General features: G+C 30.4%; 14 protein-coding genes. 10 read left to right on the top strand and 4 right to left on the bottom strand.

From position 1 onward, the window contains the following. Positions 1 to 5 precede the first annotated feature (5 nt). From secF to yajC, 3 genes are read right to left on the bottom strand one after another with little or no spacing between them, the layout of a single operon-like run. Entirely contained in the window at positions 6 to 977 is a 972-nt protein-coding gene (gene secF / locus AJ889_RS06680; RefSeq protein WP_002853635.1) for a protein translocase subunit SecF, read from the bottom strand. Beyond that, positions 977 to 2,557, bottom strand: coding sequence for a protein translocase subunit SecD (secD, locus tag AJ889_RS06675; protein ID WP_032585150.1), 1,581 nt, complete (start codon positions 2,555 to 2,557; stop codon positions 977 to 979). Before secD ends, secF begins: the two co-directional genes overlap by 1 nt. After that, positions 2,550 to 2,822, bottom strand: a complete 273-nt coding sequence (gene yajC / locus AJ889_RS06670) for a preprotein translocase subunit YajC (protein WP_002786346.1) — start codon at positions 2,820 to 2,822, stop codon at positions 2,550 to 2,552. Before yajC ends, secD begins: the two co-directional genes overlap by 8 nt. On the opposite strand from yajC, the gene AJ889_RS06665 reads away from it, so the two are divergent. Then, entirely contained in the window at positions 2,795 to 4,120 is a 1,326-nt protein-coding gene (locus tag AJ889_RS06665; RefSeq protein WP_002853913.1) for an apolipoprotein N-acyltransferase, read from the top strand. The two genes, yajC and AJ889_RS06665, sit on opposite strands and share 28 nt — an antisense overlap. Positions 4,121 to 4,356: 236 nt before the next feature. On the opposite strand, the gene metK is transcribed toward AJ889_RS06665, so the two are convergent. After that, a complete protein-coding gene (gene metK / locus AJ889_RS06660) occupies positions 4,357 to 5,553 on the bottom strand; it encodes a methionine adenosyltransferase (protein WP_002852836.1) in 1,197 nt (398 codons plus the stop codon). Between the two features lie 139 nt (positions 5,554 to 5,692). Between metK and sstT the strand changes: the two genes are divergently transcribed. Genes sstT through smpB form a run of 9 tightly spaced genes read left to right on the top strand, consistent with a single transcriptional unit; the run spans position 5,693 to position 14,290 of the window. Then, positions 5,693 to 6,916, top strand: coding sequence for a serine/threonine transporter SstT (sstT, locus tag AJ889_RS06655; RefSeq protein ID WP_032585153.1), 1,224 nt, complete (start codon positions 5,693 to 5,695; stop codon positions 6,914 to 6,916). A 9-nt stretch (positions 6,917 to 6,925) separates the two neighbouring features. Continuing rightward, a complete protein-coding gene (locus tag AJ889_RS06650; protein ID WP_002934671.1) occupies positions 6,926 to 7,813 on the top strand; it encodes an aspartate carbamoyltransferase catalytic subunit in 888 nt (295 codons plus the stop codon). 3 nt (positions 7,814 to 7,816) lie between these two features. Then, positions 7,817 to 9,538, top strand: a complete 1,722-nt coding sequence (locus AJ889_RS06645) for a M3 family oligoendopeptidase (protein WP_052775742.1) — start codon at positions 7,817 to 7,819, stop codon at positions 9,536 to 9,538. Continuing rightward, a complete protein-coding gene (locus AJ889_RS06640; protein WP_002861821.1) occupies positions 9,532 to 9,969 on the top strand; it encodes a hypothetical protein in 438 nt (145 codons plus the stop codon). Before AJ889_RS06645 ends, AJ889_RS06640 begins: the two co-directional genes overlap by 7 nt. Continuing rightward, positions 9,966 to 12,041: an ATP-dependent helicase gene (locus AJ889_RS06635; RefSeq protein ID WP_060809531.1), complete on the top strand. Its 2,076-nt coding sequence runs from the start codon at positions 9,966 to 9,968 to the stop codon at positions 12,039 to 12,041. Before AJ889_RS06640 ends, AJ889_RS06635 begins: the two co-directional genes overlap by 4 nt. After that, a complete protein-coding gene (gene truB, locus AJ889_RS06630; RefSeq protein ID WP_002852653.1) occupies positions 12,038 to 12,856 on the top strand; it encodes a tRNA pseudouridine(55) synthase TruB in 819 nt (272 codons plus the stop codon). Before AJ889_RS06635 ends, truB begins: the two co-directional genes overlap by 4 nt. Further along, positions 12,850 to 13,077 (top strand): carbon storage regulator CsrA, encoded by a 228-nt coding sequence (csrA, locus tag AJ889_RS06625; protein ID WP_002852854.1) that lies wholly within the window; start codon positions 12,850 to 12,852, stop codon positions 13,075 to 13,077. The genes truB and csrA overlap by 7 nt, the downstream gene beginning before the upstream one ends. Further along, positions 13,074 to 13,841 (top strand): 4-(cytidine 5'-diphospho)-2-C-methyl-D-erythritol kinase, encoded by a 768-nt coding sequence (locus AJ889_RS06620; RefSeq protein WP_002934676.1) that lies wholly within the window; start codon positions 13,074 to 13,076, stop codon positions 13,839 to 13,841. Before csrA ends, AJ889_RS06620 begins: the two co-directional genes overlap by 4 nt. After that, on the top strand, positions 13,838 to 14,290 hold the full coding sequence (gene smpB / locus AJ889_RS06615) for an SsrA-binding protein SmpB (RefSeq protein ID WP_002860207.1): 453 nt from the start codon (positions 13,838 to 13,840) through the stop codon (positions 14,288 to 14,290). The genes AJ889_RS06620 and smpB overlap by 4 nt, the downstream gene beginning before the upstream one ends. Positions 14,291 to 14,298 lie beyond the last annotated feature (8 nt).

The following is a 14,298-nucleotide window of genomic DNA, read 5'->3' as shown; positions in this document are numbered from 1 at the left end:
TCTCCTTACACTGTTCCTTTTTCATACATTGCACGATTGCGTTCTTTATCTTGTTTTCTTTTTGCTTTTTCAATTTCTTTATTTCTAAACTCAAGCACACTAAATTTAAACCATAATAATGTCGGACTTGCAACAAAGATAGAGCTTAAAGTTCCCGCTATAATACCTACAATTAAAGCCAAAGAAAATCCTTGTATCATTTCCCCGCCAAAGAAATAAAGTATCACAACGGTTGCTAAAGTCAACCCTGAAGTTAAAACCGTTCTTGATAAAGTTGCTGAAACACTTTCATTGATAATAGGTGCAAGTTCGGTTTTTTTACTTGTTTTAATGCCTTCTCTGATTCTATCAAAAATAATAATTGTATCATTCAAAGAGTACCCAAGCACAGTTAAAACAGCAGCCAAAGTATCTAGATTGACATCAATTTTAAATAAAGAAATTGCCCCTAAAGTAATCACAACATCATGAATTTCACTGATTATAGCCGCAAGAGCAAAACGCCACTCAAAACGCAACGCTATATAAATTAAAATTGCTATCAAAGATACAGCTATAGCCATAAGTCCTTTATTTCTAAGTTCATCACCTACTTTTGGACCTACCACATCAGCACGACGCACTTCAAATTTTCCCGTATCCTTTAAAAGAGTGCTTATATGCTCGCCTATATCATTGCTTACATTATCATTACTTCCTAAAAAGCGTATGGTTACTTCTTCATTACTTCCAAATTCAGTTACAGATAAATTTTGAAAAGTTCCTTGTTTTTCTAAAATTTCTCGAATTTGTGTTATAGGAGCTGCATTTTCATATTTAAGCTGAACTAAAGTTCCTCCGCTAAAATCAATGCCATATTGCAAACCCCTATCCCAAAGCAAATAAATAGAACCAAAAAACAAAATAAAAGAAAGAGAAATAGCAGCAAAACGCATTCTCATAAAATCATAAATTTTCTTTTCGCTAAAAAACTGCATTATCTTCTCCTATAGCCAAACCAAAATCTTGCATTATTACTTTTTTCTATGCGTTGCATAAAATAATCAAACATTCCATGAGTTCCCAAAATAGCTGTAATCATAGAAACAACGATACCAATTCCCAAAGTCACAGCAAAACCTTTAACTGCTCCTGTTCCATAAGCATAAAGTGCTACCGAAGTAACCAAAGAAGTGATATTTGAATCTATAATCGCACTCATAGCATTTTTATAACCTTGTTCTATACTAACTCTTATATTTACTCCATCTCGCAAGAGTTCTCGTATACGCTCATTGATAATCACATTTGCATCTACTGCCATACCCACAGTTAAAACAAGTCCTGCCATCCCTGGTAAAGTTAAAGTTGCTCCAAACATAGCCATAACGGCAACTACTACCAAAACATTAACTAGCATTGCAATATTTGCAAAAATTCCTGCCACACCGTAATACATCATCATAAATACTACAATAAAAACCGATGCACCGATTAAGGCTATCATACTCATTTTAATACTATCAGCACCTAAAGATGGTCCTATGCTTCTTTGTTCAAGTAATTTTACAGGCGCAAGCAAAGCTCCACTTCTTAAAGCTACCGCCACATCGCGTGCTTCTTCTTGAGTAAAAGCTCCACTGATTTGCCCACTACCTCCGCCTATGCGTTCATTGATAGATGGAGCAGAATATACTTTATTATCAAGTACAATAGCAAGACGCTTTCCAACATTTGCTCCTGTATAATCAGCAAATTTTTTAGAACCCTCGGCATTTAAAGTAAAATTAATCACAGGATAATTACTCTTATCGCTAAGTCCTACTCTAGCATCAGTAAGCATAGATCCATCTAAAATAGGTATACTTTTTAAGGTATATTTTAAATTTGGATTTCTAGAATCAGGCACTAAAATCAGTCCATAACTCGCAGCCTCAGCATCGCTCATTGTAGAAGCTTGACCCATTTTAGAATCATCAACTTCCATAAGTTGCAAATGTGCTGCTTTTGTGATGCGTTTTTTTGCTCTTAGTTCATCTTCTTTGGTTTTAATCCCTGCAAGTTCAACCAAAATCTTATCATCACCTTGTTTAGCAACTGTTGGCTCTGCTAAACCAAATTGATCAAGCCTATTTCTTATGGTTTCAACTGCTTGCAAAAGTGCAAAATTTTCTATATTTTTTACTTCTTCTGAGGTAAAAGAAATTTTATAGTGCATATTTTCACTTTGTATATTAATTCCTTTTATTTCTTTAAGCAAATTTTCAACTTTTGCAATATCTGCATTATCAAGCAAAGTAAATTCTAAAATATCATCATGGGTATTTAAGCCATCATTTAAAATATTTTCTTTATTAAAAGAATAACTCAATGAAGATGCAATTGATTTTATTTTAGATTTTACAGCTTCTTCATTATCTACACCTAAGAGCATATAAAGCCCACCTTGCAAATCAAGCCCTAAATTAATCTTCGCACCACGTTCTGACTGCAAAAAAGAAGGGAGTGAAAAAGCCACTCCAAAAATAAATACCGCTATAAAAATAATCAAGCGATAATTGATTTTAGAATTACGCATCAATTTTCTTTGCTATAAATTCTCTTGAAATTTTTGCAGTAACATTGTCTTCATTAAGCTTAACTTTGATAAAATCCTCCTCTGGTTTTACGACTTCACAAATAAGTCCGCCATTAGTGATGATTTTATCTCCTTTTTGCAAAGACTCAAGCATTTGTTTATGTGCTTTTGCTTGTTTTTGTTGCGGTCTGATCACCAAGAAATAAAAAATTGCAAATAACACTACAAGAGGTAACAATGAAGTTAAAATTGAATTTTCTGCCATATTTTTCCTTTATTCCAAAAAAATTAAACACTAATTCTATCATTTTTAAAATAATAAAAGTCTTTTTTATTGCAATTTTACTTTCAAATTCTATTTATCTATCATTTTTTGAAAATATTTTTACACAAACTATTAGCCCATTTTTAGCTATTTGGGGGTTAGTTTTACTTCTAAAAAGTAAAAATTCTAAACAATATTTTTGGATAGGTTTTTTTGTAGGGATTCTTTGGTTTTGGTGGATTGGTTTATCTTCAATTTATTTTAATCTAAACTATTTAGTACCAATTATACCAATTATCATTGGTTTTATTTATGGACTACTTTTTAGATTATGTTATTTATTAAAATTTGATTTTTTAAGGCTTTGTGGAATTTTTTGCATAAGTTTTATCCATCCTTTAGGATTTGATTGGCTTAATTGGGGAATTTTTACAGTTTATGGTTTTTTTGACCCAAGTTATCGTGGTATTATTTGCATATTTTTAATAGCATATTTCATCTATGAGGGTTATATATCAAGATATTATAAAATAGCGATTGTTCTTATTTTATTCTTTAGTGGATTTCAATATAATGAAAAACAAGCTCAAACTCTTAATTTAAACTACAAACTCATCAATACTAATATCTCTCAAAATCAAAAATTTTTACAAGAAAATTTAAAATCAAATTCTGATATCTTAATTCAAGATATACTTCAAGCTATAAATGAAAAAAAAGAACTTGTAATCTTGCCTGAAACCGCTTTTGCTTTTGATTTAAAAAATACCAAATATGAGCTCATGCTTAAAGAATTATCTTATAAAATCACCATTATTACAGGAGCATTTCATGTTGAAAAAGAGCATACTTACAATAGCACTTATATCTTTAAAAAAGGCAATGTCTATATTTTAAATAAGCATTTTTTAGTTCCCTTTGGTGAAGAAATTCCATTTTTTAAAGACTTAACAAAAAAATATTTTCTCAAAAATATTGAAGAATTTTCCAAAGGTCCTATACAAAGCAAATATAAATTAGATAATCAAATTATCACAAATGCAATTTGTTATGAAGCTACCAAAGAACAAAACTATCAAAATTCACAAATTATTATAGCCCTAAGCAACAATGCTTGGTTTAATAATAGTAGCGAATACAAACTCCAGCAACTCTTAATGAAATTTTATGCAAGTAAATATGGGGTTAGTGTTTATCATGCTACAAATGGCAAAGAGAATATAGTTATACTCCCTAAAAAGCTTTTGAGCAAAGATTGGAAAAATTTATCCAAAGAAATATTTAATGATAAAAAATAATATTAAAATTTTAATTTTAAAGTAATTTAAGTTATTTTATATTATAATTCTGTCAAACAATATTTTGACTTAGAGGGGTTTTTACCCCAAAGCTAAATTAATTTAGCTTCCTTCCTAACTTTTATATTTATGAGGGATATTGAAAAATATCCCTCTAAGTCAAAAATTAATATAACTTTATTAATTCTTTATAATTATACAAGCCTTGTTTAAGCTTGTATAATATTGTTAATTTTTTAAAGTAGCTTTTTAAACTGTTCTAGAGCATCAAGTTTTTCCCAAGGATAGTCCTTTTGTCCTACTTGCCCACGAGCTGCTACATCCGCATAAAGAAAAGTTTCTTTACTTGGTTTATCCAGATGAAATTTATCACGGATCCAATTTGGCGTTAAAGAGAAATTTTGCATTACAAAATCACTTAAAACATCGTCATTTACACTGGTATTTGTGCCCATACAATCCACGCTTACCGAAGTAGGTTTTGCAACACCTATAGCATAACTAAGTTGAACTATACATTTTTTAGCAAGCCCTGCTGCAACTATGTTTTTAGCTAACCATCTACCTGCATAAAGTCCACTTCTATCAACTTTAGTATAATCTTTGCTCGATTGCGCACCACCACCTATTGGAGAATAACCTCCAAAACTATCTACTATAAGTTTTCTTCCTGTTAAACCACTATCATGTAAAGAAGAATGATTAACATATTTACCAGTTGGATTGATTAAAATTCTAGTCTTATTAGGATCAAAAAGTTCTTTTGGTAAATTACTATCTAAGATAAGTTTCATCACTAAAGATCTTAAATCTTCTATTTTCATACTTTCAACACAAGGTGCAGAAACTACTATAGTATGAATACTTTGCGGTTTGCAATTTTCAAAATTCGCCTTAGTGCCATAATCTATAGTCACTTGAGTTTTAATATCCACTCCAAGTTCATGTGGATTTGCTTTTGCATAAGCATAAACTCTATCACATAGCATTCTTGCATAACTAATAGCTGCTGGCATATATTCCTCAGCTTCACAACTTGCAAAACCAAACATAATGCCTTGATCACCTGCTCCTGTTTCGCCATCTTCTTGATCGACACCTTGGTTGATATCAGGGCTTTGTTCATTTAAAAACACCATAACATCAACCTCATCAGGATGTAAACACTGCTCTTTGCTAAAATGGCCTGCTCCGTCATAACCAATGTTTTTTAAAACATCTTTAACTAAATTATCGTAATCAGCTTTACTAAGTTTGTGATTTGACTTAACTTCGCCTCCTATCACAACCTTATTTCCTGCGACAAAAACCTCACTCGCCACCCTTGAATTTTTGTCATTTTTCAAGAGTATATCCACTATCGTATCAGCGATTATATCAGCGCACTTGTCTGGATGACCTGCACTTACGACTTCTGAAGTGAATAGATACATAAAAAGTCCTTTCATTTAAAATGAACCACAATTGTATCCAAATAAACTTATCAAAGCTTGATAAATTAAAAATTCTCTAAAATTAAGCAAAAGTTAGTTAAAATCAACTTTTGATATAAAAAATATTTAAAAGGTTTTTATGTTTTCTAAAATCATTCAAAGCTACGCTAAAGGCAACCTCATAGTTCAAATTTGCATAGGTATAGCACTAGGAATACTTATAGGCATTAGCTCTAAAGAAATATCTGAAATTGCAAATTTACTTGGAATACTTTTTACAAGTGCCTTAAAAGCTATCGCTCCTATGCTTGTTTTTATTTTAATTTTAACCTCAATTTGCACTAAAGATTTTTCTCAAAGTGGTACTAAGATCAAAAATATTATCATTTTATATATAGTAGGCACCTTTTTTGCTTCAGCTTGTGCAGTTCTTGCTAATTTTTTCTTCCCTGTAAAGCTTGTTTTAGATGGAGTTCAAACTGCTACAAACTCATCTCCAACCCACATGAGTGATATTTTCAAAGATCTTTTATTTAAAATTGTCGATAATCCCATAAATGCTCTTTCAAGCGGAAATTATTTAGGAATTTTAACTTGGGCAATAGCTGGAGGTATAGCATTAAAACACTGTTCTAACGAAGCAAAACAAGTTTTTATAGATATCAATGAAGGGGTTTTAAAAATCGTTAAATTTGTAGTAAAACTTGCCCCTTTTGGAATTTTTGGACTTGTGGCTAATTCTGTAGCACAAACAGGAGCACAAGGTTTGCTAAGTTATGTAAAACTTTTAATTTTACTTGTAGCTACTATGCTTTTTGTTACTTTTGTTATCAATGCCTTAATAGTCTTTTTTTATACAAGAAAAAATCCTTTTCCTTTAATTTTTATCTGCTTAAGGCACAGTGCATTTTTTGCCTTTTTTACAAGAAGTTCAGCGGCAAATATTCCTGTAAATATGGCACTTTGCGCTAAACTTGGCATAGATAAAGAATTTTATGGCATTTCTATACCTTTAGGAGCTACTATCAACATGGCAGGAGCAGCAGTTACTATAGCTATTTTAAGTCTTACTGCAGCCAATACCGTTGGTATAGAAATCAGTCTTTTACAAGCCTTTTTATTAAGCATTATTGCCACCTTTGCAGCTTGTGGGGCTAGCGGAGTTGCAGGCGGATCTTTACTGCTTATACCTTTGGCTTGTTCTTTATTTAATATAGACTATGATATTGCTATGAAGGTAGTTGCCATAGGTTTTATTATAGGAGTTATTCAAGATAGTGTTGAAACTGCTTTAAATAGTTCTACAGATGTTCTTTTTACAGCAATTTGTTCTAAAAATGAATTAAATTACAATATCAAATAAGGTAAAAACATGCGTCATCTCATCACTACAAAGGATTTTAATAAAGTCGAAATTATGGAGCTTTTTAAAGAAGCAAGTGATTTCTTAGATGAAAAACCTAGGACTTTTCTTGAAGGAAAAAGCATCACGACAATTTTTTTTGAAAACTCTACACGCACCCTTTCATCTTTTGAAAGCGCTGCAAGAAGATTAGGTGCTAGGGTTTTACGCCTTGATGTTTCAAGATCAAGCTCTAGCAAAGGAGAAACTCTTTATGATGCTGCTGCTAATTTAGATGCCATGAGTCCTAATGCTATTGTTGTAAGACACGCAAACTCAGGAGTTCCTTTGATATTAGCAAAGCATATGCATTGTCCAGTTGTTAATGGAGGAGATGGAAAACACGCCCATCCTACCCAAGCTTTACTCGATTTGTTTACGATTTATAATCATTTTCAAGGTAATGTTGAAGGTAAGAAAATTTGCATCGTAGGTGATATTAAAAACTCTCGTGTAGCAGCGTCCAATATAGAGCTTTTAAGTAGATTTAATCTTGATATTACCCTAGTAGCTCCACCACATTTTATGCCTAATACCCATCTTAAAAAACATTATAAGCTTGATGAGAATATCATAGCAAATTCAGATATTATCATGAGTCTTAGAACACAAACAGAAAGACATAATAAAACCGTTTATGCTTCACTTAAAGACTATGCAAATGATTTTTGCATTCAAAAAAGCTTAGTAAAGGATAAAAAGCTTATTTTACTACATCCAGGCCCTGTAAATCGCAATATTGACATAAGCGATGAAATGATGAGCAATGAAAGGACTTTAGTTTTAAAACAAGTTAAAAATGGAGTGGCTATTAGAATGGCTGTTCTTAAAAAACTCATACTAGAAAATGAAGGATAAAAAATGTTAGAATGGGATTTAAGTGCTTTATTTCACGATAAAGAAGCATTGCAAAATTTTACACAAGATCAAATCCAACAAAGTTTAAATTTCAAAAAAAACTATGAAAATAAACTTTATACATTAAATACTAATGAGTTTTTGCAAGCTTTAAAAGATTATGAAAATTTAAATCAAGCCCTTGGCAAAATCATGACTTATGCTTATTTGCTTTTTGCTAAAAACACTCAAAATGGTTCTTTTTATGCACAATACGAAGAAGAATGCAAAAAAATAGAAGAAAATTTACTCTTTTTCGAGCTTGAATTTTGCGAGTTAGCTCCTGAGAAAAGTCGAGAATTTACAACTTTTTGCAAAGATTATGATTTTTATCTTTCTAATTTATTGCAAAACAAACGCTATAATCTTAGCAAAAACGAAGAACGCATTATGCTTTATCTTTCCAATACAGGTGCAAATGCTTTTAGTAGACTTTTTGATGAAAGTATGAGTGCTTTAAAAATCCCTTTTGAAGGTAAAAAACTTAGCGAAGAAGAAATTCTAAGCAAAATGTATGATGAAGATAGAAAGATACGCAAAAAAGCTGCTAAAAAATTCAGTAAAGTCTTACAAAAAAATAGCAGACTTTTAAGTTTTATTATCAATATGATAAAAACAGAAAGAAGAAATATAAGCTTATTAAGAGGTTATGAAAATGCTGAAATTTCAAGACATATCAGCAATCAAATTTCACAAAAAAGCGTTGATTCTTTGATAGCAAGTGCGCAAAAACATTTTAACTTAGTATCGCAATTTTACAAAAGAAAAAAACAAATTTTAGGCTATGATGAGCTTAAAGACTATGACAGATATGCACCCATAGGAAAAGAAGCAAGTTTTGATTTTAAAACAAGTAAAAATATTGTTTTAGAGGCATTTCAAGCTTTTTCTCCTCAATTTTATGATATAGCAAAAAATGCTTTTGATCAAGATTGGATTGATGTTTATCCGCAAGAAAATAAACAAGGGGGTGCTTTTTCGCATTCTGCAACTTCTGATGCACATCCTTTTGTTTTATTAAACTACACCAATAAAAGACGCGATCTTTTTACACTTGCACATGAATTAGGACACACTATCCATCAAAAACTTTCTTATAATGTAAGCTATTTAAATCAAAATACACCTTTAACCACCGCAGAAACAGCTTCAGTTTTTGCCGAAATGCTCGTATTTGATTTTATTAAAGATAAGTTAAAAAAAGAAGAACTCTTATCTTTATATGCAAATAAAATCGAAGATATTTTTGCAACTTTTTATAGACAGATTAATTTTACTTGTTTTGAAAGACGCTTACATGCTCAAGAAAATGAACTTAGCACCGAAGAAATCAATAAAATTTGGATGGAAGAATCTCGAAAGATGTTTCAAGACAGCGTAAAACTTACAAAAAATTATGCTTCTTGGTGGAGTTATATTCCTCATTTTATCCATTCTCCTTTCTACTGCTATGCTTATGCTTATGCACAACTTTTAGTTTTAGCTCTTTATGGACTTTACAAAAGTAAAAAATGTGAAAATTTTAAAGAACTTTATATCAAAATGCTTTCTTTAGGCGGAAGTGTGAGTCCAAAAGAACTAGTAGGAATGTTTGGCTTTGATATAGAAGATGAAAATTTTTGGGAAATAGGCATAAAAGAAATTCAAAAACTCATCAATGAATTTATGGAGTTACAATCATGCTAGAAACAATCTTAAAAAATGAAAATTTTATCCATACCATGCAAAAGCATTGCTATGAAGTTATTTCACACCTTATAGAAGAAAATATAGAATTTTCCATAGTTGCAAATACAAATTTCATAGATTTTAACCCTGAACTTCCCAAAGAGCTTGATGTTAAACAAAATCCTTATGCTCTTTTTGCTCTTGGAGGATACACCTTTGAATCCATACAACTAAATAAAGATTTCATTCAATTTCACGCAGGTTTTGGAAATGATGATTTTGATAGTTTTGTAAAGGTTGATTTAGGAGCTATCACGCAAATTCAAATAGAAAATAGCATTTTATTTGTTAATTTTAGCCTTTATAAACGCGAAGATAGTAAAAATTTACAAAAATCTAAAAATATATTTTTAAATAATCCAAAAAATAAAGATATTTTCAAAAAATGAATCTATTTGAAGATTTAAATGATAGTCAAAAACAGGCAGTAAGCCACATTGATGGAGCTATGCTTATCCTAGCGGGTGCAGGTAGTGGAAAAACCAAAACTATCACCACTCGTCTTGCTTATCTTATCGGTGAAGTAGGCATCCCCTCGCATAACACTCTTACTCTTACTTTTACAAATAAAGCAGCTAGTATTATGCGTCATAGAGCATTAAATTTTCTACAAGGCAATCACAATCCTTTGCTTTGCACCTTTCATAAATTTGGACTTTTATTTTTAAAACTCCATTTTGAAAGATTGGAGCGTAAAAATAGTTTTATTGTTATCGATACAGATGATACAAAAAAAATAATTAAAGACTTAATCCATGATAAAAACAAAGATAATGTCTATGATATTATCCAATACATATCTTATTGCAAAAATGAAGGCAAAAGAGTAAGCAATGTCTTTGAAGATTTAAATTTACTAAAAGAACATAATTTTGAAAAATATCAAAATGAATACAAATTTGCCAACTATTACCGTGCCTATGAAGAATACTTATTAAAACAAAATTTTGTAGATTTTGATGATCTTTTATTGCTAAGCAATCTCATTTTAGAAAATGATATAAATTTTGCCAAAGAACAAAGCTTACTTTATAATTACATTACAGTTGATGAGTATCAAGATACTAATACCTTGCAATATAAAATTCTAAAAAATCTATGTTGTATGCATGAAAATATCACAGTTGTTGGTGATGATGATCAAAGTATTTATAGTTGGCGTGGAGCAAAAATTGAAAATATTTTAAATTTTCAAAATGATTTTAAAAATGTTAAACTTGTAAAACTTGAACAAAACTATCGTTCAGTAGGGACTATTTTACAAGCAGCAAATAATCTCATATCTCACAATGAGCAACGACTTGGAAAAACTTTAATCTGCACTAAAGATACTGGGGAAAATATTAAAATATTAAAAAACGAAAACGAAAAAGATGAAGGTTTATATATCGCTCAAGAAGTGAAAAAATTGCTAAATTCTGGAGTAGAAGCTAAAGAGATCGCCATTTTATTTCGAGTTAATGCACTATCAAGAGCAATAGAAGAAGCATTTATGAAGAAACAAATTTCTTATAAACTACTTAGTGGTATGCGTTTTTATGAGAGATTAGAAATAAAAGATTTAATCTCGTATCTTAGACTTATCTTAAATCCAAGCGATGATTTGTCGTTTAAACGTATTATTAATCGCCCCAAAAGATCCATAGGAGAAAAAGCCCTAAAAAATTTAGAAGAATATGCAAAAAAACGTCAAATTTCACTTTTTGATGCCCTATGCGAAAGCGATGGTGGTGTAGGAATTTTAACAACAAAAAAAGCACAAAATGAAGCAAATATTTTTATACAAAATATTCACACTCTAAAAAGCTACGATAATGCAAAAAAGGTTTTTGACAATATAGAAGAATTATTTAAAATTAAAGATTATTTTTCAGAGCAAGATGATGGAGATGAAAGAATCAGAAATCTTGATGAGTTTTATGCTAATCTAAGAGAAAAACTCAAAGAAGATCCCAAAGCTTCTTTAGAAGATCTACTTAGTGAAATTTCTTTATTAAGCGATCAAGATAATTTAGATGAAGAATGTGTTTGCTTGATGAGCATTCATGCTAGCAAAGGTTTGGAATTTGATTATGTTTTTATAATAGGCTTTGACGAAGGATTTTTTCCTTTAAATAGCGAAGAAAATCTCGAAGAAGAACGCCGTCTTGCTTATGTTGGCATCACTCGCGCCAAGAAATTTCTCACAATAAGTGTTGCAAATTCTCGTTTTTATCATGGTTCAAGAGCAAATATCAATCCTAGTCGCTTCTTAGAAGAAAGTAAATTAATCAATGAAAAATCAAAAAATCAAAATATACAAAAAACTAGTTTTTGCAAAGGAGATCTAGTTAAACATAAAATTTTTGGCATTGGCAGGGTTGTTGAAGTTAATAAAAGCGGAAAAGAGGAAAAGCTTAATATTAATTTTGGTGGTATAATGCGTGTAATCATGGCAAGCTTTGTGGAAAAAGCAGTATGAACAAGATCTTTGCAGCCTTTAAACCAAAGGGTTTGAGTTCTAATGCCTTTTTAAGTACTTTAAAGAAAAAATATAAAAATAAAAAAGCAGGATATTCTGGCACTCTTGATCCTTTCGCCAAAGGGGTTTTAATCGTTGCATTTGGACAATATACAAAACTTTTCCGTTTTTTAAAAAAAACTCCAAAAACCTATAAAGCTACTTTATGGCTTGGAGTTTACTCCTTAAGTCTTGATGATCAAAATATAAAAGAAATTCAAAATATAAAAGAATTTGATCTTGCAAATTTAAAACAAATCATTGATCAAATGCAAGGAATTATCTCCTATACACCACCTCAATTTAGCGCCAAAAGAATCAATGGAACTCGCGCCTATGAACTTGCAAAAAAAGGTATAGAAGCAAATTTAAAACCTTGTCAAATGGAAGTATTTGATTGTAAGATCTTAAGCTATAATCATCCTTTTTTAAATATTGAAATCACAGTCAGTGAAGGTGCTTACATAAGATCTTATTGTGAACTTTTTGCTAGAAAACTAGGTATTAATGCGACTTTAAGCTCTTTAGAGCGCATTAAAGAAGGCAAATTTGTTTATAATAATGAGAAAAGCTTAAATGTGTTAAAATACATTAACCTAAAGCCAAATTTTATCAAGGATTTAAATAAACTCGAAAATGGTGCTAAAATTTTTGTCGAAGAATTAGAATTTCATGATGAAGGAGATTATTATATTGAAACAGAAAAATATTTTAGCATAATTAATATTAAAGAAAATACAGTAAAATATCTTCTAAATAAGGTTGAAAAATGTTAATATTATCAAGAAAAGAAAATGAAAGTATAATTATCGGAGAAGGTATAGAAATCAAAGTCGTTCAAACAGGGAAAGGATATGCCAAAATAGGCATAGAAGCTCCAAAATCCCTTATGATACTTAGAAAAGAACTTGTTCAACAAGTAAAGGATGAAAATTTGCATTCTGTTGTTCAGAATGATATTAAACTTGATGACTTAAGCAAAAAACTAATCAAATGAAAGCTTACGCTAAAGCAAATATTTTTTTAAAACTTACCGGTTTTGACTCAAGAAAATATCATCTTTTAGAATCACGATTTATACTTTTAAAAGATCTTTTTGATGAGCTTGAGCTTGTTGATAAAGAATTAGATTCTAAAAAAGAATTTGAAATCATTAGTAATTTTAAATGCGAAAATAATATTATTCAAAAGGCTTATTTGCTACTTTCTAGAAGATATAATAACGAATTAAAAGAATTATTTAGCAAAAAAAGCCTAAAACTCACAAAAAATATCCCAGTATGTGCTGGACTTGGCGGTGGAAGTAGCGATTGTGCGAGTTTTTTACTACTAATGAATGAAACCCTAAATTTAAAATTAAACCTGCAAGAACTTATAAATTTAAGCACGCAACTAGGAAGTGATATTGCCTTTTTTTTAAGTGGCTTTCACTCTGCTAATGTAAGTAGCTGTGGCGAAATTATAGAAGAATTTGAAGATGACATACCTAATTTAAAATGGACTTTTCCACAAATATCTTGCCAAACTAAAGCTGTTTATGATGAATTTGATAGAGAAATATTTGACTTTCAAAAAAACAATAATCAAGCGCAAATCTACAAAAAACTCAGCACAAAAGAGTTGTTACAAAACTTTAAAAACAAAGAATTAAATGATTTATTTACTCCTTGTGCAACTTTATATCCTAAAATGAAGTCTTACTTGCAAGAAGATTTTTTTCTAAGCGGTAGCGGTAGTAGTGTTTTTAAGGTTGATCGATGAAAATTATTGCGAGAAATAAAAAAGCTTTATTTGATTATAGCATCATAGAACGCTTTGAAGCCGGAATTGTCCTTAAAGGAAGTGAAGTTGTAGCCTTAAGAGCAGGAAGAGCAAATCTTAAAGACTCTTTTGTTCGCATTATAAAAAATGAGATTTTTTTACTTAATTCTCATATTTCATTGCTCCATACTACACATTCTTTCTATAAACACGAAGAAAGAGGTGCTAGAAAGCTTTTAATGCATAGAAAGCAAATTGATAAATTATTAGGTAAAGTAAGTATAGAAGGATATACTATCGTTGCATTAGATCTTTATTTTAACACAAAAAATAAAGTAAAAGCTACCCTTGCTTTAGCTAAAGGGAAAAATTTGCACGACAAGCGTGAAACTTTAAAGAAAAAGCAAGCCGATTTAGAAGCTAAAGCTGCTATGAAAAATTACAAATAAAGGAAAAT

The sequence above is a fragment of the Campylobacter sp. BCW_6468 genome (assembly GCF_001762865.1).
In the GTDB taxonomy this organism is placed as follows: domain Bacteria; phylum Campylobacterota; class Campylobacteria; order Campylobacterales; family Campylobacteraceae; genus Campylobacter_D; species Campylobacter_D jejuni.
Note: the sequence above shows the minus strand (reverse complement) of the source record. Positions and strands in the feature narration are given on the sequence as shown.

What these genes read in the sequence shown, in the direction of transcription:
- AJ889_RS06665 (WP_002853913.1), top strand. Translation starts at nt 2,795, where the DNA reads ATGAAGTTAAAATTGAATTTTCTGCCATATTTTTCCTTTATTCCAAAA.
- sstT (WP_032585153.1), top strand. Translation starts at nt 5,693, where the DNA reads ATGTTTTCTAAAATCATTCAAAGCTACGCTAAAGGCAACCTCATAGTT.
- smpB (WP_002860207.1), top strand. Translation starts at nt 13,838, where the DNA reads ATGAAAATTATTGCGAGAAATAAAAAAGCTTTATTTGATTATAGCATC.
- AJ889_RS06640 (WP_002861821.1), top strand. Translation starts at nt 9,532, where the DNA reads ATGCTAGAAACAATCTTAAAAAATGAAAATTTTATCCATACCATGCAA.
- AJ889_RS06620 (WP_002934676.1), top strand. Translation starts at nt 13,074, where the DNA reads ATGAAAGCTTACGCTAAAGCAAATATTTTTTTAAAACTTACCGGTTTT.
- csrA (WP_002852854.1), top strand. Translation starts at nt 12,850, where the DNA reads ATGTTAATATTATCAAGAAAAGAAAATGAAAGTATAATTATCGGAGAA.
- truB (WP_002852653.1), top strand. Translation starts at nt 12,038, where the DNA reads ATGAACAAGATCTTTGCAGCCTTTAAACCAAAGGGTTTGAGTTCTAAT.
- secF (WP_002853635.1), bottom strand. Translation starts at nt 977, where the DNA reads ATGCAGTTTTTTAGCGAAAAGAAAATTTATGATTTTATGAGAATGCGT.
- yajC (WP_002786346.1), bottom strand. Translation starts at nt 2,822, where the DNA reads ATGGCAGAAAATTCAATTTTAACTTCATTGTTACCTCTTGTAGTGTTA.
- AJ889_RS06645 (WP_052775742.1), top strand. Translation starts at nt 7,817, where the DNA reads ATGTTAGAATGGGATTTAAGTGCTTTATTTCACGATAAAGAAGCATTG.
- secD (WP_032585150.1), bottom strand. Translation starts at nt 2,557, where the DNA reads ATGCGTAATTCTAAAATCAATTATCGCTTGATTATTTTTATAGCGGTA.
- metK (WP_002852836.1), bottom strand. Translation starts at nt 5,553, where the DNA reads ATGTATCTATTCACTTCAGAAGTCGTAAGTGCAGGTCATCCAGACAAG.
- AJ889_RS06650 (WP_002934671.1), top strand. Translation starts at nt 6,926, where the DNA reads ATGCGTCATCTCATCACTACAAAGGATTTTAATAAAGTCGAAATTATG.
- AJ889_RS06635 (WP_060809531.1), top strand. Translation starts at nt 9,966, where the DNA reads ATGAATCTATTTGAAGATTTAAATGATAGTCAAAAACAGGCAGTAAGC.